This is a genomic window from Mesorhizobium sp. (assembly GCF_005063415.1).
GTDB lineage: Bacteria > Pseudomonadota > Alphaproteobacteria > Rhizobiales > Rhizobiaceae > Mesorhizobium.
The window spans coordinates 29,300-48,355 of sequence record NZ_SUEG01000013.1; the positions used below are offsets into that span (position 1 = coordinate 29,300).

20 protein-coding genes and 1 pseudogene are annotated in these 19,056 nt (G+C 61.0%); 3 read left to right on the plus strand and 18 right to left on the minus strand.

Annotated features, from left to right (window positions below; translation table 11 throughout):
• Window positions 1-178 precede the first annotated feature (178 nt).
• Window positions 179-1,399 (plus strand): bifunctional 2-C-methyl-D-erythritol 4-phosphate cytidylyltransferase/2-C-methyl-D-erythritol 2,4-cyclodiphosphate synthase, encoded by a 1,221-nt coding sequence (locus E5W70_RS06115; protein ID WP_292655287.1) that lies wholly within the window; start codon window positions 179-181, stop codon window positions 1,397-1,399.
• Entirely contained in the window at window positions 1,396-1,905 is a 510-nt protein-coding gene (locus E5W70_RS06120) for a CinA family protein (protein WP_292655291.1), read from the plus strand. The genes E5W70_RS06115 and E5W70_RS06120 overlap by 4 nt, the downstream gene beginning before the upstream one ends.
• Here E5W70_RS06120 and E5W70_RS06125 read toward each other — a convergent pair.
• The 16 genes from E5W70_RS06125 to E5W70_RS06200 form a co-directional block, all read right to left on the minus strand.
• Entirely contained in the window at window positions 1,881-2,342 is a 462-nt protein-coding gene (locus E5W70_RS06125; protein ID WP_292655295.1) for a type II toxin-antitoxin system RatA family toxin, read from the minus strand. The genes E5W70_RS06120 and E5W70_RS06125 overlap by 25 nt on opposite strands.
• A gap of 12 nt (window positions 2,343-2,354) precedes the next feature.
• A complete protein-coding gene (gene lipA / locus E5W70_RS06130) occupies window positions 2,355-3,320 on the minus strand; it encodes a lipoyl synthase (protein ID WP_292655298.1) in 966 nt (321 codons plus the stop codon).
• Window positions 3,321-3,457: 137 nt separating this feature from the next.
• A complete protein-coding gene (locus tag E5W70_RS06135) occupies window positions 3,458-3,715 on the minus strand; it encodes a GlsB/YeaQ/YmgE family stress response membrane protein (RefSeq protein WP_292655302.1) in 258 nt (85 codons plus the stop codon).
• 98 nt (window positions 3,716-3,813) lie between these two features.
• Window positions 3,814-5,259 carry a dihydrolipoyl dehydrogenase gene (gene lpdA, locus E5W70_RS06140; protein ID WP_292655305.1) on the minus strand — a complete coding sequence of 482 codons (1,446 nt, stop codon included), beginning with the start codon at window positions 5,257-5,259 and terminating at the stop codon, window positions 3,814-3,816.
• An 11-nt stretch (window positions 5,260-5,270) separates the two neighbouring features.
• Window positions 5,271-5,909 carry an SGNH/GDSL hydrolase family protein gene (locus E5W70_RS06145; RefSeq protein WP_292655309.1) on the minus strand — a complete coding sequence of 213 codons (639 nt, stop codon included), beginning with the start codon at window positions 5,907-5,909 and terminating at the stop codon, window positions 5,271-5,273.
• Window positions 5,906-6,325, minus strand: coding sequence for a hypothetical protein (locus tag E5W70_RS06150; protein ID WP_292655312.1), 420 nt, complete (start codon window positions 6,323-6,325; stop codon window positions 5,906-5,908). The genes E5W70_RS06145 and E5W70_RS06150 overlap by 4 nt, the downstream gene beginning before the upstream one ends.
• Window positions 6,326-6,342: 17 nt before the next feature.
• Window positions 6,343-7,713 carry a pyruvate dehydrogenase complex dihydrolipoamide acetyltransferase gene (locus E5W70_RS06155; protein WP_292655315.1) on the minus strand — a complete coding sequence of 457 codons (1,371 nt, stop codon included), beginning with the start codon at window positions 7,711-7,713 and terminating at the stop codon, window positions 6,343-6,345.
• Window positions 7,714-7,731: 18 nt separating this feature from the next.
• Window positions 7,732-9,153 (minus strand): pyruvate dehydrogenase complex E1 component subunit beta, encoded by a 1,422-nt coding sequence (locus tag E5W70_RS06160; protein ID WP_292655318.1) that lies wholly within the window; start codon window positions 9,151-9,153, stop codon window positions 7,732-7,734.
• Between the two features lie 15 nt (window positions 9,154-9,168).
• The gene (gene pdhA / locus E5W70_RS06165; protein WP_292655321.1) at window positions 9,169-10,209 is read right to left on the minus strand and encodes a pyruvate dehydrogenase (acetyl-transferring) E1 component subunit alpha; all 1,041 of its coding nucleotides are present in this window, start codon (window positions 10,207-10,209) and stop codon (window positions 9,169-9,171) included.
• A 171-nt stretch (window positions 10,210-10,380) separates the two neighbouring features.
• Window positions 10,381-10,701 (minus strand): septum formation initiator family protein, encoded by a 321-nt coding sequence (locus E5W70_RS06170; RefSeq protein ID WP_292655325.1) that lies wholly within the window; start codon window positions 10,699-10,701, stop codon window positions 10,381-10,383.
• Window positions 10,702-10,835: 134 nt separating this feature from the next.
• Window positions 10,836-12,110: a phosphopyruvate hydratase gene (eno, locus tag E5W70_RS06175; protein WP_292655329.1), complete on the minus strand. Its 1,275-nt coding sequence runs from the start codon at window positions 12,108-12,110 to the stop codon at window positions 10,836-10,838.
• A gap of 413 nt (window positions 12,111-12,523) precedes the next feature.
• Window positions 12,524-12,889, minus strand: coding sequence for a PRC-barrel domain-containing protein (locus tag E5W70_RS06180; RefSeq protein WP_023717559.1), 366 nt, complete (start codon window positions 12,887-12,889; stop codon window positions 12,524-12,526).
• Window positions 12,890-13,011: 122 nt separating this feature from the next.
• The gene (gene kdsA / locus E5W70_RS06185; RefSeq protein WP_292655334.1) at window positions 13,012-13,863 is read right to left on the minus strand and encodes a 3-deoxy-8-phosphooctulonate synthase; all 852 of its coding nucleotides are present in this window, start codon (window positions 13,861-13,863) and stop codon (window positions 13,012-13,014) included.
• Entirely contained in the window at window positions 13,860-14,744 is an 885-nt protein-coding gene (locus E5W70_RS06190) for a VOC family protein (protein WP_292655337.1), read from the minus strand. The genes kdsA and E5W70_RS06190 overlap by 4 nt, the downstream gene beginning before the upstream one ends.
• Before the next feature lie 96 nt (window positions 14,745-14,840).
• Window positions 14,841-15,128, minus strand: a complete 288-nt coding sequence (locus tag E5W70_RS06195) for a Dabb family protein (RefSeq protein ID WP_292655339.1) — start codon at window positions 15,126-15,128, stop codon at window positions 14,841-14,843.
• Between the two features lie 103 nt (window positions 15,129-15,231).
• Window positions 15,232-15,366, minus strand: coding sequence for a hypothetical protein (locus E5W70_RS06200; RefSeq protein WP_292655342.1), 135 nt, complete (start codon window positions 15,364-15,366; stop codon window positions 15,232-15,234).
• 175 nt (window positions 15,367-15,541) lie between these two features.
• On the opposite strand from E5W70_RS06200, the gene E5W70_RS06205 reads away from it, so the two are divergent.
• Entirely contained in the window at window positions 15,542-16,531 is a 990-nt protein-coding gene (locus tag E5W70_RS06205) for a glycerophosphodiester phosphodiesterase family protein (RefSeq protein ID WP_292655345.1), read from the plus strand.
• A gap of 86 nt (window positions 16,532-16,617) precedes the next feature.
• Here the strand turns inward: E5W70_RS06205 and E5W70_RS06210 are convergent, their stop codons facing one another.
• Both E5W70_RS06210 and E5W70_RS06215 read right to left on the minus strand, forming a co-directional pair.
• Window positions 16,618-18,597 carry a bifunctional 2',3'-cyclic-nucleotide 2'-phosphodiesterase/3'-nucleotidase gene (locus tag E5W70_RS06210; RefSeq protein ID WP_292655348.1) on the minus strand — a complete coding sequence of 660 codons (1,980 nt, stop codon included), beginning with the start codon at window positions 18,595-18,597 and terminating at the stop codon, window positions 16,618-16,620.
• 131 nt (window positions 18,598-18,728) lie between these two features.
• Window positions 18,729-19,056, minus strand: a pseudogene (locus tag E5W70_RS06215) (NAD(P)/FAD-dependent oxidoreductase); the annotation flags it as partial.

Genomic DNA, 19,056 nt, shown 5'->3' on the forward strand with positions numbered 1-19,056 from the left:
CACAAAAACCAAGCACCTTCGATTGCTGCACATTCTCTAGCCAGAACGACGGCAATGTGCAACGCGCAATGTCGTGACATTAAGGCGCATTTGGGAAAAAAGGATCGCCGGACCGCATCAATCCTGGGTCTTCTGAAAGCGATACCACTTTTCTGGATCATGCGCTAAGCGTCTCGGCATGAGAGATGTGAGCGAAAAGCATGCTGCCGACGACAAGGTCGCCGTGGTCATCGTTGCTGCCGGCCGCGGCGCGCGCGCCGGACAGGCCAATGGGCCGAAGCAATATCAGCAGATTGGCGGCGGCGCCGTTATTGCACGTACACTCGACGCCTTTCTGACGCATCCGAAGATTGGACCTGTCGTGGTTGCTATCCATGCCGATGACGGCGCGCTTTTCCGTCGCGCCGCCGGCGCAAATGCCGACCGTGTCGTCGCTGTGACCGGTGGTACGTCACGGCAGGAGTCCGTTCGCCTTGGACTGCTGGCGTTGAGAAGCCATGCGCCGGCCCGGGTCCTGATCCATGATGCGGCTCGGCCGTTTGTCGATGCGGAACTGATAGACCGCACGATCGCCGCCATTGGCGAGCGCCAGGGAGCACTGCCTGCCCTGCCCGTTGCCGATACGCTCAAGCGCGAAACGGCCGTAGGCATGATCGGCGAAACCGTGTCCAGGGCCGGGCTCTATGCCGCACAGACACCGCAGGGCTTTCCGTTCTGGCCGATCCTGGCTGCCCACGAAAAGGCTCATCATCTGGGCAAGGCGGATTTCACCGACGATGCGGCAATCGCCGAATGGGCGCACATTCCGGTGAAGATCGTTCCCGGCTCGCCGGACAATGTCAAACTGACCTGGGCACGGGATATTGCAATGGCGGATCAGCGGCTTTCCAGCGCCCCACGTTTTCCGGACATCCGAACCGGCAATGGCTACGACGTCCACGCCTTCGAGCCCGGCGACCATGTCACCCTGTGCGGCGTCGCTATCCCACACGGCAAGAAATTGTCCGGCCATTCGGATGCCGATGTCGGTCTCCACGCCTTGACCGACGCCCTGCTCGCCACCTGCGGCGCCGGTGACATCGGCACGCATTTCCCGCCATCCGACCCGCAATGGAAAGGGGCCGCTTCACGCATCTTCGTCGAACACGCGGCCAAGCTGGTGCGCGAGCGCGGCGGCCGCATTGCCAACGCCGATATCACGCTGATCTGCGAGGCGCCGCGCGTCGGCCCTCATCGCGAGGCCATGACCGAAGCGCTTTCCGCAATGCTGCGAATTTCGCGCGACCGCATCTCTATCAAGGCGACAACCAATGAGAAGCTCGGCTTCGTCGGCCGTGAGGAAGGCATAGCGGCCATCGCGACCGCCAGCGTTGTATTTCCGGGGGATGTCCCTGAATGAGCAATAGCGATCTCGCAGATGCCCTGCTTCAAGCCTGCCAGCAGCGCGGCATCATGCTGGTGACGGCCGAGAGCTGCACCGGCGGCATGATCATCGCCGCGCTGACCGACATTGCCGGCTCTTCCGCGGTGGTCGATCGCGGCTTTATCACCTATTCCAACAAGGCCAAGACCGAGATGCTCGGCGTCTCGACCGCTACGCTCGAGGCGCACGGCGCGGTCTCGCGCGAGATTGCGGCGGAGATGGCGGCCGGGGCCTTGGCCCATTCGCCGGCCGGGCTCGCCCTGGCGGTGACCGGCATCGCCGGACCGGGCGGCGGCTCGGCGGAAAAACCTGTCGGCCTGGTCTGGTTCGGCGTTGCCGTGGCTGGCCGGCCGGTAGTCAGCGAATGCCAGCTGTTCGCCAACAAGGGCCGGGATTTCATCCGCAGGGAGACGGTCCGGCATGCGCTTGAGCTGGGTCTACGCGCGCTCGCTGCGGATCAGGCTGCCGATGGCGCGCCGTAGATGATTTCGGCCCGTTTCTCGAACGCCTCGGAGAACATGCGGAAGGCGCGGTCGAACATGGTTCCCATGACCGCACCCAAAATGCGGCTCTTGAACTCATAGTCGATAAAGAAGCAGACGTTGCAACCGCGGCCGTCCCCCGGGTCGAAGCGCCAGACATTGCTCAGATATTTGAACGGGCCGTCGATGTATTTGACGTCGATGGCGTTCTCGTCAGGCTTCAGCAGCACCTGCGTGGTGAAAGTCTCGCGGATCGCCTTGTAGCCAATGCTCATGTCGGCGATGAGCAGCGTGCGTCCGTTGCGTTCCTTGCGCGAGCGAACCGTCAGTGCCTCGCAAAGCGGCAGGAATTGCGGATAGGATTCGACATCGGCGACCAGAGCGAACATCTGTTCAGGCGTATGCGCGACGCGGCGATGGGCTTCGAATTGTGGCATGAAACCAGTTTGTTAGGCGGATTTCCTGAGAAACGCTTCGCGCGCCGCGCGTAGTCTGGCGAAATCGTCGCCGGCATGGTGCGACGAGCGCGTCAGTGGGCTCGACGCCACCAGCAGGAAGCCCTTGGTCTTGCCGATCGTCTCGAAGGACTTGAATTCCTCCGGCGTGACGAAGCGTATCACCGGATGGTGCTTCTTCGACGGCTGCAGGTACTGGCCGATGGTCATGAAGTCGACATTGGCCGAACGCAAATCGTCCATCAGCTGCAGGATCTCGTTCCGCTCCTCGCCAAGGCCAACCATGATGCCGGACTTGGTGAAGATCGAGGGGTCAAGCTCTTTGACCCGCTGCAACAGCCTGATGGAGTGGAAATAGCGCGCACCCGGCCGAACCGTCAGATAGTTCGACGGCACGGTCTCCAGATTGTGGTTGAAAACGTCGGGCTTGGCCGCCACCACAATCTCCAGCGCGCCTTCCTTGCGCAGGAAGTCGGGCGTCAGGATTTCGATCGTCGTCAGAGGCGTTGCCGCCCTGATCGCACGGATGACCTCGGCAAAGTGCTGAGCTCCGCCATCGGCGAGATCGTCACGGTCGACTGAGGTGATGACGACATGGCTTAGGCCCATTTGCTTGACGGCGTGTGCGACGCGCGCCGGCTCATCGGGATCGAGTGCGGTCGGGATGCCGGTGGCGACATTGCAGAAGGCGCAGGCCCGTGTGCAGATCTCACCCATAATCATGAAGGTGGCGTGCTTCTTTTCCCAGCACTCGCCGATATTGGGGCAGCCCGCCTCTTCGCAAACCGTTACCAGTTTGTGAGACTTAACGATTTCGCGCGTCTCGGCATAGCCTTTAGACATCGGCGCCTTGACGCGGATCCAGTCAGGCTTGCGCAGAACCTCCTGATCCGGCTTGTGCGCCTTTTCGGGATGCCGCAGGCGCGGCGCATTGGCAATCGTGTCGAGGACGGTGACCATGTGAAACCCGGCTCATTGGCAAGCGCCTGTCCGGCGCTCGCTCTACCCACGTCATCTAGGACTTTTCGGCGAAAAGAAAAAGGCCGCGATCACGCATGCCGCGGTGGCCTTTTTCGCATAGCAAGTGCCGGCAGAGGTTAGCGGCGCACCAGTCGTCCAACCGCAATCAGAATGCAGGCGCCGATGAAGCCGGTGATCAGATAGGCGATCCAGCCGACACCGAAGATGCCGATGTTCAGGGCCTGCAAGATGGCGTTCAACACGATTGCGCCGACAATGCCGAGAATGATGTTCATGAGGATGCCGGTATTGCTCTTCATGACCATCTCGGCGAGCCACCCCGCCAGGCCACCGATGATGATGGCTGCTACCCAGCCCACGCCGTTCATTTCCATATGCCCTCTCCTTGTATGATGGATGATGCGTGCGAAACGAATTGCTCTGCCGTCGAGTTCCTTTGTGTCTTCCGTGTGAGACTCGCCCAACTAATTTATCATGCATTCAGCGCGCGACCATAGGCGTCGAGTACACTCTCCTTCATCATCTCCGACAGCGTCGGGTGCGGGAAGATCGTGTGCATCAGCTCTTCCTCGGTGGTCTCCAGGTTCATCGCCACGACGAAGCCCTGGATCAGTTCGGTTACTTCTGCGCCGACCATATGGGCACCCAGCAACTGGCCGGTCTTCTTGTCGAAAATGGTCTTGACGAAGCCTTGGTCCTCGCCGAGCGCAATCGCCTTGCCGTTTGCGGCGAACTGGAAGCGGCCGACGCGGATGTCCTTGCCGTCGGCTTTCGCTTTGGCTTCCGTCAGTCCGACCGAGGCGACTTGCGGATTGCAATAGGTGCAGCCCGGGATCTTCAGCTTGTCGGTGGCATGCACGCCGGGGAAATTGGCGATCTTTTCCACGCACACCACGCCCTCGTGCTCGGCCTTGTGGGCGAGCATCGGCGGTCCGGCGACGTCACCGATGGCATAGATGCCGGGCACGTTGGTCTTGCCGTAGCCGTCGACGGCGACGCAACCGCGTTCCGTCTTCACGCCAAGCGCCTCGAGGCCGAGGTTTTCGATGTTACCCTGTACGCCGACGGCCGAGATCATACGATCGGCGGTGATCTTCTCGACCTTGCCGTCCTTCATCTCGACATGCGCGGTGACCGAGTTAGTGCCCTTCTCGACCTTGGTCACCTTGGCTTCTAGGATGATCTTCATGCCCTGCTTCTCGAACTGCTTCTGCGCAAACTTCGACACTTCGGCGTCCTCGACCGGCATCACAGCCGGCAGCAGTTCGACCACCGTCACCTCGGCGCCCATGGTGCGGTAGAAGGAGGCGAACTCGATGCCGATGGCGCCCGAGCCCATCACCAGCAGCGACTTCGGCATGTCCTTTGGCACCATCGCCTCGAAATAGGTCCAGATCAGCTTGCCGTCCGGCTCGATGCCGGGCAGCGCCCGCGGCCTGGCGCCGGTCGCCAGGATGATGTGCTTGGCGGTGTAGGTGCCCTCGCCCTTGACGCCCTTTGGCGCTGGCGGCTGCGGCTCCATCGGCTTCTTCGACGATTTCGACACGACGATTTCGCCGGGTTTCGTCAGTTTGGCTTCGCCCCAGATGACGTCGACCTTGTTCTTCTTCATCAGGAAGCTGACGCCGCCGTTGAGCCGCAGCGAGACCTTTCGCGAGCGATCGACGACGGCGGCTGTGTCGACGCTGACCTTGCCGTCGATCTTCAGGCCGTAGTCCTTCAGATGATCCGAATAGTGCATGATCTCGGCCGAGCGCAGCAGCGCTTTGGTCGGAATGCAGCCCCAGTTGAGGCAGATGCCGCCCAAGTGCTCGCGCTCGACGATCGCCGTCTTGAAGCCGAGTTGGGCGGAGCGCACGGCAGTGACATAGCCGCCGGGGCCGGAGCCGATGATGATGACGTCGTAGTTCTCAGCCACGGCTTTCTCCTTCACAATTCCAGCATGAGGCGCACGGGCGGCGCCAGCGCCTGCCCGATGTTCCGCGTGTTTTCCGCGTCGAGGTGGACGCCGTCGAGCGGCGTCGTTTTGGCCACCGTGCCCGCATCGAAGAAGCCGCAGCCGGCCTCGTCGGCAAGGGCGGAATATTGCGGCGCCAGCCGCTTTGACGCGTCATCGCCGCCGGCGAACATTTCCTTGAATTCGGCGTTTTCCGTGCGGCTGACTACGGGCGGCGCGACGATCAGGATCTGCGGCGCCGGCCAACCGAACGGGTAATCGTGACCGCGCACGATATCGATCAGGCGTTGCATGCCTTGCTTGGCCGCGACCGGATTGCCGTGAATCCACGGCTTCATATCGTTGGCGCCGAGCATGATGATGATCAAATCAATCGGCGCATGCGTCGTCAGGATTGTTGGCAACAGCCTTGCGCCATTGCGGTCCGCCCCGGCCAAGTGATCGTCGAAGGCGGTGGTTCGGCCATTCAGGCCTTCGGCAATGATCTCGACGCCGCTGCCCAATGCCGCCTGCAGCACGCTCGGCCAGCGATCTTCCAGCGGATGCCGGCCGAGGTTTGCCGCGTCATAGCCCCAGGTAAGCGAATCGCCGTAGCAGAGGACCGTCTTCATGTGGCTGCCCCGCCGAAACCTGGTTGCGAGCGCCCCAATCGCCAGCGCACGAAAAGCCACTGGACCAGAACCGTAGCGATGCCCGGCAGGACGAGACCGGCGACGATAGGAAGATCGCTCGACCACTGGCGCTTGCCCGGCGGCTGGGAGAAAGTCCAGCCGATCAGGGCAACTCCAATGAGCACAAAAAATGCTACCACTAAGATCGCCGTCAGTTTTGTTGCCCGTCGTGGGTCCGACATGAATTGTGCGATGAAGAATGCGAGCGTCGCGAAGATGGTGACGAGAGCCGAGATCATGAATACAAGGATGTACTCTACGTCGGCATTGGTGGCGACGGCGAGCCACTGCACCACCAATCCGCCGGCCAAACCGGAAAGGAAGAAGGCAAAAAGGCTGGTGAAGAATTTCCGCACCGCCCTGTCCCCTTCTCTTAGACCAGCATGCCCATTGGATTTTCGATCATACGCTTGAAGGCGACGAGCAGCTCGGCGCCGAGCGCACCGTCGACTGCGCGGTGATCGGTCGACAGCGTTACCGACATGATTGTCGCGATCTTGATCTCGCCGTTCTTCACCACTGCGCGTTGCTCGCCGGCGCCAACCGCCAGGATCGTCGCATGCGGCGGGTTGATGACGGCAGAAAAATCCTTGACGCCGAACATGCCGAGATTGGACACCGCCGTGGTGCCGCCCTGATATTCTTCCGGTTTCAGCTTGCGGCTGCGGGCGCGGCCGGCAAGGTCCTTCATCTCGTTGGAGATGACGGACAGCGTCTTTTCGTCGGCACGCCGGATGATCGGGGTGATCAGGCCGCCGGGGATCGACACGGCAACGCCGACATCGGCGTGCTTGTGCTTGACCATGGCGTTTTCTGTCCACGACGCATTGGCATCCGGCACCGCCATCAGCGCCAGGGCCAGAGCCTTGATGACCATGTCATTGACGGAAAGCTTGTAGGCCGGCGTTTCGCCTTTCTCAGTCTTCTTCACCGGGGCGGCCGCATTGATCTGCGTGCGCAGCGCCAGAAGTGCGTCGAGCTCGCAGTCGAGCGTCAGATAGAAATGCGGAATGGTGGTCTTGGCCTCGACCAGCCGGCGCGCGATGGTCTTGCGCATATTGTCGTGCGGGACAAGCTCGTAGGAGCCTTCGGCAAATAGTTTGAGCACCTGCTCGTCCGACATCGCCTTGGGTGCCGTGGCCGCAGATGCCGGAGCGCCGGCGGGCGCCGCTTTTGCTGCTGGTGCCGTCTGGGCGCCGCCACTGGAAATTGCGGCATCGACATCGGCCTTTACCACGCGGCCGTGGGGGCCGGAGCCGGTCAGCGCCGCGACATCTATACCGGCTTCGCTGGCAATGCGCCGGGCCAGCGGCGAGGCGAAGATGCGCTCACCGTTTGCATGGCCGTTGGCGACCGGCGCCGCTTCCGCCTTAGGTACAGCAGGCTCCTGCTTCGGCGCTTCGGGCTTTGGTGTTTCAGCTTTGGAGGCGTCCGCTTTCGGAGCCTCAGCCTTTGCCGGCGCAGCGCCGTCACCGCTCTTCGCGGCAGAAGCAGCATCCTCGCCCTCGGCCGCCAACACCGCGATCAGCGCATTGACCTTGACGCCCTCAGTGCCGGCCGGAACCACCAGCTTGGCAACCGTACCTTCGTCGACGGCTTCGACTTCCATCGTTGCCTTGTCGGTCTCGATCTCGGCAATCACGTCGCCCGGCGAAACCTTGTCGCCTTCCTTGACGAGCCACTTGGAAAGGTTGCCTTCTTCCATCGTTGGCGAAAGCGCCGGCATGGTGATGTTGATTGGCATTTTGTCCTCCCACCCTGCTCAGCGATACGTGACGGCTTTGACCGCCTCGACGACCTCGCCGACATTGGGCAGCGCCAGCTTTTCGAGGTTCGCCGCATAGGGCATCGGCACGTCCTTGCCGGCAATGGTGATGACCGGTGCGTCGAGGAAATCGAAGGCGCGCTGCGAAACCTGGTTGGCGATATGGTCGCCGACCGAGTTCTGCGGAAAGCCTTCCTCGACCACCACCAGGCGATTGGTCTTTTTGACCGAGGCGATGATGGTGTCGAAGTCGAGCGGGCGGATGGTGCGCAAGTCGATGACCTCAGCATCGATGCCCATGCCGCGCAACTCCGCCTCGGCCTTGATCGCGTAGGTCATGCCGATGCCGAACGAGACGATGGTCACGTCCTTGCCGGATTTGTGAATGCGCGCCTTGCCGATCGGCAACACGAAATCGTCCATCTTCGGCACGTCGAAGGAGTGGCCGTAAAGGATTTCGTTTTCGAGGAAGATGACCGGGTTCGGGTCGCGGATCGCCGCCTTAAGCAGACCCTTGGCGTCGGCGGCGGTATAAGGCATCACCACCTTCAGGCCGGGAATATGGCTGTACCAGGCCGCATAGCATTGCGAATGCTGCGCGGCGACGCGGGCAGCCGCGCCGTTCGGGCCGCGAAAGACGATCGGGGCGCCCATCTGGCCGCCGGACATATAGAGCGTCTTGGCGGCCGAATTGATGATCTGGTCGATCGCCTGCATGGCGAAGTTGAAGGTCATGAATTCGACGATCGGCTTCAAGCCGGCCATCGCCGCGCCAACACCAACGCCGGCAAAGCCGTGCTCGGTGATCGGCGTGTCGACCACGCGCCGCGGACCGAATTCCTGCAACAGGCCTTGCGTGATCTTGTAGGCACCCTGGTACTCGGCAACCTCCTCGCCCATGACAAAGACGTCGCCGTCGCGGCGCATTTCCTCCGCCATTGCATCGCGCAAGGCTTCACGCACTGTGGTCGAGACCATTTCGGTGCCGGCCGGGATGTCCGGATCGGTGGCAATTTCCAGCTTGGGCGCGGCGGCAACAGGTGCTGCCGCTTCGTTCTTGGCCGGAGCACCCGCGGGGGGCGGAGCAGCCGCGGGGGGCGGAGCAGCCGCGGGCGCTTCCGCTTGCGACTCGATAGCCTCCTCGCCGATGCCTTCGCCTGCCTCGTCGATGTCTTCGCCATCGACGGCCAGCACAGCGATCAGTGTGTTGACCTTGACACCCTCGGTGCCGGCAGGAACCACGATCTTGGCAAGCGTGCCGTCGTCCACGGCTTCGACTTCCATCGTTGCCTTGTCGGTCTCAATCTCGGCAATGGCGTCACCCGCCGCGACCTTGTCGCCCTCTTTCTTCAACCACTTGGAAACATTACCCTCTTCCATGGTCGGCGAGAGGGCGGGCATGAGAATTTCGATCGGCATGTCCTTGCCCTCTCGTTAAAGTACGATGTCGGTCCAGAGCTCGGACGGATCCGGCTCTGCGTCGTTCTGGGCGAATTCTGCAGCGTCGGCGACGACGTCGCGGACTTCCTTGTCGATGGCCTTGAGCTCGTCCTCGCTTGCCCATTTCTTGTCGAGCAGCCGCGCTTTGACCTGTTCGATCGGGTCACGTTCGGAGCGCATTTTCTGCACTTCTTCCTTGGAACGGTATTTTGCCGGATCCGACATCGAATGGCCGCGGTAACGATATGTCTGCATTTCGAGAATGAGCGGCCCGTTGCCGGCGCGGCACCATTCGGCGGCGAGGTCGCCGGCTGCCTTTACGGCGCGCACATCCATGCCGTCGACCTGGATGCCTGGAATCTTGAAGGAGGCGCCGCGGTGCGAAAAATCCGTTTCGGCCGACGAGCGCGAGACCGAGGTGCCCATGGCGTAGCGGTTGTTCTCGATGATGTAGATCACCGGAAGCTTCCACAGCGAGGCCATGTTGAAGCTTTCGTAGACCTGGCCCTGGTTCGCCGCGCCATCGCCGAAATAGGTCAGCGTCACATTGTTGTTGCCGCGATAGCGGTTGGCGAAGGCAATGCCGGTGCCGAGCGACACTTGTGCGCCGACGATGCCGTGGCCGCCGTAAAAATGCTTCTCCTTGGAGAACATGTGCATGGAGCCGCCCTTGCCTCTGGACAGGCCGCTACGGCGCCCGGTCAGTTCGGCCATGACGCCGCGCGGCGACAACTCCATGGCCAGCATATGACCATGGTCGCGATAGGCGGTGATCATCTGGTCGCCATCGATCAGCGCCATCTTCATGCCGGTAACGACGGCTTCCTGGCCGATGTAGAGGTGACAGAAACCGCCGATGAAGCCCATGCCGTAAAGCTGGCCGGCTTTTTCCTCGAAGCGGCGGATGAGCAGCATGTGCCGGTAGGCGGCAAGCTCCTGGTCCTTGGTGAATTCAACAGGCCTTGGGGTGGAAAGGCCCGGCGTTTTGCCGTCTGATTTGGATTTGGCAGGCGCTTTTCTGGTGGCGGTGGCCATGCATCACTCCCTGTTGGCGTCTCTTGGCGGACAGCGAGGGAGATCAGTTCTCCCACCGATTTGAGGCAGGCTAACATGCAGGGAAGGCTTTCGCCATGCCGAAAACGCATGGCTGTCATGCATCTAAGCAATTAAAATCATTGCAAATATCGCCGATTAACTGAAATCAGGTTATCTTGCGACAGGCAGCATGATGGTGATCTCGTCGGCGTGGGACAGATTAAGCGCCTTGCGCGCCTGCTCGTCCAGCATGTCCTTCTCCAGCGTGCCCTCATGCATCAGCTGAACGCGGCGCTCGAGATCGATCCGGCGCGCCTTGACGGCATCGAGCCTGCCCTGCAATTCGGCAGTCTCAGCTTCGAGCTGATACTTGGAATAGATGCCGAACTCGCCATGATAGGCATGGAAGCCGAAATAAGTCAGGAACACCACGCAGAGCGAGGGGATGATCAGCCGGCCGGTGTTTCTTTGCTTGTGCTGGCGTGTCCACATGATCCGAATCCTCTACGCCGCCTTTGTCGCCCGATTGTGCTTAATGGACGGTTACGGATTGCTGGATTCGGAGCCCTGAAAGCAAAAGGGCGGGAATGTCCCCGCCCTCGCCCATCCGGATTTTCTGTCGAAAATCAGCTTTTAACGATCGACTTGCCGGCATATCGCGCCTGCTTGCCGAGCTCCTCTTCGATGCGGATGAGCTGGTTGTACTTGGCCATGCGGTCCGAGCGTGACAGCGAGCCAGTCTTGATCTGCCCGCAATTGGTGGCAACCGCGAGGTCGGCGATGGTCGAATCCTCGGTCTCGCCCGAGCGGTGCGACATCACCGCGGTATAGCCGGCCTTGTGCGCGGTCTCGACGGCGTCGAGCGTTTCGGTAAGCGAGCCGATCTGGTTGACCTTGACCAGGATCGAATTGGCGACACCCATGCGGATGCCGTCGCGCAACCGGGCCGTGTTGGTGACGAACAGATCGTCGCCAACCAGCTGCGTTTGCTTGCCGATGAGATCGGTCAGCATTTTCCAACCGTCCCAGTCATCCTCGGCCAGGCCGTCCTCAATGGTGATGATCGGGTAGTCGGCAGCGAGTTTGGCCAGATATCTGGCCTGCGCCTTCGGGTCGCGGGTCTTCTTCTCGCCTTCATAGACGTAGTTGCCATCCTTGAAGAATTCGGTCGCCGCGCAGTCGAGGCCTAGCGCAACCTCCTCGCCGGGCTTGAAGCCAGCCTGCTCGATCGATTCCATGATGAAGTCGAGCGCGGCCGGCGCGCTCTTCAGGTTGGGAGCAAAGCCGCCCTCATCCCCGACATTGGTGTTGTGGCCGGCGTCCTTCAGCTTCTTTCGCAGCGTATGAAAGATCTCCGAGCCCCAGCGCACGCCGTCGCGCAGTGTCGGCGCGCCGATCGGCAGGATCATGAATTCCTGGAAATCGATCGGGTTGTCGGCATGCGCGCCGCCATTGATGATGTTCATCATAGGCACCGGCAGCACATGGGCCTTGGTGCCGCCGACATAACGGTAGAGCGGCAGGTCGGCCGATTCGGCCGCGGCCTTAGCCACCGCCAGCGACACGCCGAGGATGGCATTGGCGCCGAGCCGGCTCTTGTTGGGCGTACCATCGAGCTCGATCATGATCTGGTCGATATGGATCTGATTCTCTGCCTCCATGCCGCCGATCGCCTCGAACAGCTCGCCGTTCACCGCCTCGACCGCCGTGAGCACGCCCTTGCCGAGATAGCGGGGGCCGCCATCGCGCAGTTCGACCGCCTCATGCGCGCCGGTCGAGGCGCCGGACGGCACCGCGGCGCGACCCATCGAGCCGTCTTCGAGCACGACGTCGACCTCGACGGTCGGATTTCCGCGGCTGTCCAGAATTTCACGCCCGACAATGTCGATGATGGCCGTCATTGCGATGTCCCCGATTGATCGATTGAAGCGTCGCGCACCTCTTAGCCAAAGCGCCGCAAAACGCAATCGGGGCAGTTGCAAATATTGCCCCGCGCCCATTGCCGCTCTTGGGATTCACGAAGCACAAAGCGCTGTCATCATTTGTCATGCGCCGCATGCCGGTTTCTGGTCTATGGCTGTTGTCGCGCGGGGCGAAACAGGAGGAGTTTCGCCATGTCCCAGTTGAGCGGTATTGTGAGTTTGTTCCTGATTGCGGCTGCGTTCCTGACGTCGTGCGACAATCAGCAACCCCCGCAGGGATCGTCGCCTTTGCCGGCCCTGCAGATTGCGCAGTAGCATCCCGCCACATCGAAAGGCCCCCGATTTCCCGGGGGCCTTTTTGATTCCAGAAGACTTAGTCAGTGCCAGTAAGGTCAGTGCCAGTAAGGCTCGACCTTGTAGTAATTGTATGAGGCATCACGCGCGGCCTCGCCGTCGGCGCCGGTCAGCTCGTTGATCGAATAGGAAGGAGCGGCCATCAACTGGTCTTTGGTGAACGGCACGACATAGCCGCCCCTGTTCTCATCATAGTCAAGGCTCGCCCACGGAATGGCGTGGTATTTCTCGCCGATGCCGAGAAATCCGCCAAAACCGATCACGGCAAACATGATTCCGTTCGACAATTTGTCGAGCATAACGTCCTCGATGTCGCCGATATGAGTGCCTTCCGTGTTGTAGACCGATGTGCCGATAACCCGCGAAGCGGCGATGGCTTCGGTGTGTCCCGTCTGGGTCGTCATGGTGTGCTCCTCGTCGTCGTTGACATTAGATTTTGACAATGAGGGCCGCGGGCTAAGGTTCCAGGCGGGTTCGAAATTCTTCAAAGTTTTCTTGGCGACGCTGCTGCGGCGCAACTGCTGGTTCAACCCACGCTCTTGGCGATGCGATCGAACGCCATCAGCCGTTCAAGCAATGCGGGAAGATCTTTTAGCGGCACCATGTTGGGACCGTCGGAAGGCGCGTTGTCGGGGTCCTGGTGCGTCTCGATGAAGACGCCGGCGACGCCAACCGCGACGGCCGCGCGCGCCAGCGTCTCGACAAAGCGCCGGTCACCTCCAGACGAACCGCCCTGCCCACCCGGCTGCTGCACGGAATGGGTGGCATCAAAAATCACCGGCGCGCCGATCTCGGCCATGATCGGCAGCGCCCGCATGTCGGACACCAGGGTATTATAACCAAAGGATGCGCCGCGCTCGGTGACCAAGACATTGGCGTTGCCGGAGCCGATGATCTTTGCGACGACGTTCTTCATGTCCCACGGCGCGAGGAATTGGCCCTTCTTCACATTGACCACCTTGCCGGTTGTTGCCGCAGCAATCAGCAAATCGGTCTGGCGGCTAAGGAAGGCAGGAATCTGCAGGATATCGGCATGCGGAGCGACGATCGCGCATTGTTCCTCAGTGTGGACGTCGGTCAGGATCGGCAGCGAAAAATTCTTGCGCAAATCGTCGAAGATCGGCATTGCCGCTTCAAGTCCCGCACCGCGCGTGCCGCCAAGCGAGGTGCGATTGGCCTTGTCGTAACTGGTCTTGTAGACGAGCCCGATGCCGAGCCCTTCGGCCAATTCCTTCAGCGCACCAGCCATGTCGAAAGCGTGCTGCCGCGATTCCAGCTGGCATGGACCGGCGATCAGCGACAAGGGCGCGCCGTTGCCGAAAATGACCTTGCCGACCGCAACGGAAGAATTTGGCATCAGTGGATTGAGCTTGTTCATGCGATCTCCCGGAAGATGAAGGCTGTGCCCTGGCCTGGCGCCGGCGGCACAATGATATCACCGCCGCGCATGTGGTGTTCGACTGAATTGGCTGCAAGCAGCTTGGCGACGGCATCGCCGTGCCTAACCGAAAAGACGATCCCAGCAAAGCGGAGTTCAGACGGCGCGCCGGCGGGAATGCCGAAGCGTGCCGCAAAGGCTACAGGATCCAGAACGGTCACAGCAGTGTTCGGCAGCTTATAGACAGTGCCGCTCTGCGCCTCCATCCCGGCTGCGATCGAAATCACATGGCCTTGTTCGGAAGGTTGGCGGCTGACTGCCACGACTTCGACCATGCCGGTTGCGCCATTGGCGTGGGCCTGCAACGCAGTGCGGTCGACGTTCGGCGCATTGATCCGCTCGCAGGCGAAGAGAAAAGCGTCCGTTGCCTTGCCTGTAGCCGCGAAGGCCAGTTTGAACGATGCGGTGTCGCTCTTTCCCGCCGCATCGGTGAAGGCGCGCGAAAAGCTGAGCATGTCTCCCGCCGACAGTCCGGCTTCCATGTAGCGCGCGTGGTCCGCGGCGGCGCTTTCGGTGCCCAGCGCCACGGCAGAAAATCCTTCATCGCCGTTTTCTTCGCGATAAGTGCGATCACGCGCGACAAAGACATTGCGGTTCGCGATCGCCGTTGCCATGGCCTGTCTGTCGGCGACCGCGAGCGGCTCGAGATAGGTGCCGTCGGTGAGGAAGACACAGCAGTTTTCCGTTCCGAAAGGGTGGATACCTGTCGGCGCAACGGTAAAGCCGAGCAAGGTCAAGCGCGCCCGCGCAACATCGAGGCTCGCGGTCGGCAGCACCAGGTGATCGAGCGGATGAGGGCTTGCGGGGGTGTTCTCGGTCATGTCCCGCGCGGTGTGCCTCATTCCTGAAAATGGTTCAAGGGCTTAGCCGGCGCGTCAGCGGCAAGACCACATCAGGGCGTAGGGGACAGCAGCTCGTCAACTTGCAACGATGTCGGCCGAATAACGCAATTCGCGCAGCGGTTTGACCCGGCTGGTCGTCTCTGCATAGAGCGGATGCGCCTTGTAGGCGGCTAGCGCCGCTTCGTCCTCGAACTCGGCATAAACGACCACATCGATCTCATCCGAGAGCGGGTCGACCTTGGTGTTGAGCGTTACCTCGAAATGACGCGAATGAGGTATCTTGCCAAGCGCCAGGAGACCCGTACGCACTGCCTCGACATCCGCTTTATTCCGTGCGCTGAAGAAAACGATATGCCGGATCAACCCAGCCTCCTCGACCGTTGGACCGGCGTTCTTTTGTGTCAGCGGGAGCGTGCCGTCAATCGGCAGGTTTGTCGCGTCGGGGAACCGTGGCAACGAAGAGAAACTACACCATGCTAGTTACATAGTGCACGATGCGGGTCACCTCCCTCACCGTCCTGTCGAGGTAGCGGCCTTGGTTGTAAATGCCGTCCCAGATCAGGAAAAAGGTGACGGTCGTGATGACGATGACATAACGCATGACTAAAACTAGCGCATATGGGTGGTTGCAACCATAGCGATTCCGGCCCTGCTGAGACCCTCCCCCGAATTTTAGCGGCCTTTGGTCTGTATGCCGCGCTGCTTGCTGGCCAGAATGGCGCTACCGCTGCGGGGCGCCTTGGAAAGATAATCCCGACCGCTTCAGGAATCATATCATGTGCAAACGGACGATCTCCCTCGTTGCAATTCTTGTCGCTGCAGGCGGCGTCTGGCTCAACAACACCTCGCTGCTGTCGAGCCGGCCGGCCGGCACCCCTTCCGTGCTTGCCCATCGCGGCCTGGCTCAGGATTTCGACCGTACGAACCTCGGATCGGAAACATGCACGGCTGCTCGCATGCTGACGCCGCGCCATTCCTTCCTCGAAAACACGATACCCTCGATGGAAGCAGCCTTCGCGCTCGGTGCGGACGCGCTCGAACTCGATGTCCATCCCACTACGGACGGCAAGTTCGCCGTCTTCCACGATTGGACGCTCGATTGTCGCACCGACGGCAAGGGTGAAACGCGCAGCCATGCAATGTCCGAATTGAAGACACTCGATATCGGTTATGGCTACACTGCCGATGGCAGCAAGACCTTTCCGTTTCGCGGCAAAAGTGTCGGCATGATGCCGTCGCTGGATGAAGTCTTGCAGCGCTTCCCGAACCGGCGCTTCAACATCAACATCAAAAGCAACGATCCCAAGGAAGGCGAGATGCTGGCCGCCTGGCTCGCCACATTGACGCCGGCCGAGCGCGCCAATCTGACGGTCTATGGCGGTGACAGGCCTGTAGAAGCAGTGAAGGCAGCGTTGCCGGATATGCACACGCTGAGCCGCGCATCCCTGAAGCGCTGCATCCTTCGCTACGCTGCGCTCGGTTGGAGTGGCTACATTCCGGATGCCTGCCGCCAGGGCACTTTGCTCATTCCCGTCAACGTCGCGAAGTGGATGTGGGGCTGGCCCGATCGTTTTCTCGACCGTATGGACAGCGTCGGCAGCCGCGTCTACCTGCTCGGTCCCTATTCCGGTGGCGAGTTTTCACAAGGCCTCGACGACCCCGCCTCGATCGACCAACTGCCGGACGATTATTCCGGTGGGATTTCGACGGACGCGCTGGATCTGGTCATGCCTGCCGTCAAGCGGCGTTTCGCACCACCTGCTTGAAGAGGCACCCGTCTCAAACGGATTGGCCGTATCGGGACAGTATCTTAATGCTGAGACAGTTTCGAGCCGACGCTCAAATCCTCGCCTCAAAGAGTGATGCGGTACTTGGAAAACCCCGCTTCGCCCTCGCCCGCCGGCTCGATCTTCAGCGACTTCACTTGCGCAATAAACTCTCTCGCCCTGGCGCCGGTCTCGAACACGACGCTGGTTCCCGGTAGTGGCGCAAACGACCAGTTGGCGTCCGCCGACGGGTTGATGGTTCCTTTACTGATAATGTAGCGCACGATCACGTCGCGGTTGGTGTCGGGCGCTTCGTAGATGATCTTCGAGGCATTGATCTCCGGGAAATTGCCCCCGCCGCCGGCCCGGTAGTTGTTGGTGGCGACGACGAATTTCCGCTCGGGATCAATTGGTTTGCCGTCGAACATCAAGTCAATGATGCGGTTCGAGCCGGCATTCACCAGCCCACCCTTCGAATCATATTTCGGTGGCTGCGACAGATCGATCTTGTAGGTGACGCCGTCGATCACGTCGAAATTATAGGATGGGAAGTCAGTGTTGATGAGCTCCTGGTCGGCTTTGCCCAGTTCGATCCGGTTGAAGATGCCGGCCGACATTTCCAGCCATTCCTTCACCTCTGCCCCCGTGATTTCGACGGCGCGCACCGTGTTTGGATAGAGGTAGAGATCGGCGACGTTCTTGATGGCGATATCGCCCACCGGCACGTCGGTGTAGTAGTCGGCGCCGTTGCGCCCGCCCGCCTTGAACGGTGCCGCCGCCGACAGCAGCGGCATATCCTTCCACTCGGTGTTTTTCAGGATGTCCTTCAAGTACCAGGTCTGCGCCTGGCTGACGATCTGCACCGACGGATCGTCGGCGACCAGCGCAAAATAGGAATAGAGCGACGCCGAGGTTTTGCCGACGGGCCGGCGCACATAGGCAAGCGTCGCCTCATGGTCCTGCTTGAGCGCGTCGACGATGCGCTGGTCGTCCGTGACGGTCGGCTTGTTCGTCTTGTCGACCCGCTCAAAGATAGGCCTGGCCTCAGAGATCGCCGAGGCGATTTTCCACGTCGATCCGTCGCGCTCCAGCAACAGGTCGATCAGCCCCATATGCGAGCCCCAGAAGCCGGCCATGACGGCGGGCTTGCCTTGCAACGTGCCCTTCGCCGTATCGACAGCTTCCAGCGACTGAAAGTCCTTCTTGCCAGGGAAGACCAGATGCTGGTGGCCGGTGAACACCGCATCGATACCTTCGACACCGGCAACGAAGAAGGAGGCATTCTCCATCATGTCGCTTTGCTTCACGTCGACGCCGGAATGGGAGAGCGCAATGACGATGTCGGCGCCTTCTTCCTTCATCTCCGGCACCCACGCTTTGGCCGCCTCGACGATGTCGCGCGTCTTGACGTTGCCTTCGAGATTTTTCAGATCCCAGACCATGATCTGCGGCGGCACGAAGCCGATTATGCCGATCCTGATCGGTTGCTCTGCGCCCGATCCGTCCTTGATCTTCCTGTCGAGGATGACGTAAGGCTTGAGATAGAGCTTGTCGTCGCGCGGGTTCGCGGCAAGCTCCGTGCCACGGATCAGGTTCGCGCAGACAAACGGGAAATTGGCACCGGCCAGCACCTTGTCCATGAACGACAGGCCGTAGTTGAACTCGTGGTTGCCGAGCGTCGAGCATTCGTAGCCGAGCAGGTTCATGCCCTTCATGACCGGATGCAGATCGCCATCCTTCATCCCCCTCTCGTAGGCGATGTAGTCGCCCATCGGGTTGCCTTGCAGAAGATCGCCATTATCGATCAGCATCGCGTTGGTTGCTTCCTTGCGCACGGCTTCAATCAATGATGCCGTTCGCGACAGCCCCATCGTGTCGTTAGCTTTGTCGGCGTAGTAATCGTAAGGCAGCACGTTCACGTGGATGTCGGTCGTCTCCATAATCCTCAGATGCGCCTGATTGGCTTGAGCCCGCGCGGAGAACGGGTGCAGCATGATCAGCGCTCCGCTGGCGGCGACGCCGGCGAGGAAATCGCGGCGTGAGACGAGATGGCGCAATTGAGACATTCGTTTTCTCTTTCTTCCACGACGTGACAAGTCCTGCCCGAAGCAAAGCTTCGCGCCGAAATCCAGCCGAGTCCAGAAGCCGATTCCATCAAGAGGAGGTGACGCGCCGATGAGTGTCCGGCGGCGAACAATCAGCCCTTATCGTCGTCGCCCTGGGTGATCAGCCGCGCGCTGCGCTGACCGGTGAAGTAGATCCATAGCCAACTCAGGGAAACCGCAAGCCGGTTACGAAACCCGATCAGGAAGTAAATATGCGCCAAGCCCCACAGCCACCAGGCAAGCCGGCCGGTGAACTTGATCCAGCCGAAATCAATGACCGCGGCGCGCTTGCCGATCGTCGCCAGATCGCCGTCATGCCTGTAGCTGAAAGGGCGCGGTGTCGCGTCACCGGCAAGCCTTGCCTTGATCGTCGCGGCGACGTGCCGTCCCTGCTGCTTGGCGGCGGGCGCGACGCCCGGC

What these genes read in the sequence shown, in the direction of transcription:
- E5W70_RS06155 (WP_292655315.1), bottom strand. Translation starts at nt 7,713, where the DNA reads ATGCCAATCAACATCACCATGCCGGCGCTTTCGCCAACGATGGAAGAA.
- E5W70_RS06160 (WP_292655318.1), bottom strand. Translation starts at nt 9,153, where the DNA reads ATGCCGATCGAAATTCTCATGCCCGCCCTCTCGCCGACCATGGAAGAG.
- E5W70_RS06125 (WP_292655295.1), bottom strand. Translation starts at nt 2,342, where the DNA reads ATGCCACAATTCGAAGCCCATCGCCGCGTCGCGCATACGCCTGAACAG.
- E5W70_RS06200 (WP_292655342.1), bottom strand. Translation starts at nt 15,366, where the DNA reads ATGCGTTATGTCATCGTCATCACGACCGTCACCTTTTTCCTGATCTGG.
- pdhA (WP_292655321.1), bottom strand. Translation starts at nt 10,209, where the DNA reads ATGGCCACCGCCACCAGAAAAGCGCCTGCCAAATCCAAATCAGACGGC.
- E5W70_RS06145 (WP_292655309.1), bottom strand. Translation starts at nt 5,909, where the DNA reads ATGAAGACGGTCCTCTGCTACGGCGATTCGCTTACCTGGGGCTATGAC.
- E5W70_RS06210 (WP_292655348.1), bottom strand. Translation starts at nt 18,597, where the DNA reads ATGTCTCAATTGCGCCATCTCGTCTCACGCCGCGATTTCCTCGCCGGC.
- E5W70_RS06190 (WP_292655337.1), bottom strand. Translation starts at nt 14,744, where the DNA reads ATGACCGAGAACACCCCCGCAAGCCCTCATCCGCTCGATCACCTGGTG.
- lipA (WP_292655298.1), bottom strand. Translation starts at nt 3,320, where the DNA reads ATGGTCACCGTCCTCGACACGATTGCCAATGCGCCGCGCCTGCGGCAT.
- eno (WP_292655329.1), bottom strand. Translation starts at nt 12,110, where the DNA reads ATGACGGCCATCATCGACATTGTCGGGCGTGAAATTCTGGACAGCCGC.
- E5W70_RS06205 (WP_292655345.1), top strand. Translation starts at nt 15,542, where the DNA reads ATGTGCAAACGGACGATCTCCCTCGTTGCAATTCTTGTCGCTGCAGGC.
- E5W70_RS06180 (WP_023717559.1), bottom strand. Translation starts at nt 12,889, where the DNA reads ATGACGACCCAGACGGGACACACCGAAGCCATCGCCGCTTCGCGGGTT.
- E5W70_RS06135 (WP_292655302.1), bottom strand. Translation starts at nt 3,715, where the DNA reads ATGGAAATGAACGGCGTGGGCTGGGTAGCAGCCATCATCATCGGTGGC.
- E5W70_RS06170 (WP_292655325.1), bottom strand. Translation starts at nt 10,701, where the DNA reads ATGTGGACACGCCAGCACAAGCAAAGAAACACCGGCCGGCTGATCATC.
- E5W70_RS06120 (WP_292655291.1), top strand. Translation starts at nt 1,396, where the DNA reads ATGAGCAATAGCGATCTCGCAGATGCCCTGCTTCAAGCCTGCCAGCAG.
- kdsA (WP_292655334.1), bottom strand. Translation starts at nt 13,863, where the DNA reads ATGAACAAGCTCAATCCACTGATGCCAAATTCTTCCGTTGCGGTCGGC.
- E5W70_RS06115 (WP_292655287.1), top strand. Translation starts at nt 179, where the DNA reads ATGAGAGATGTGAGCGAAAAGCATGCTGCCGACGACAAGGTCGCCGTG.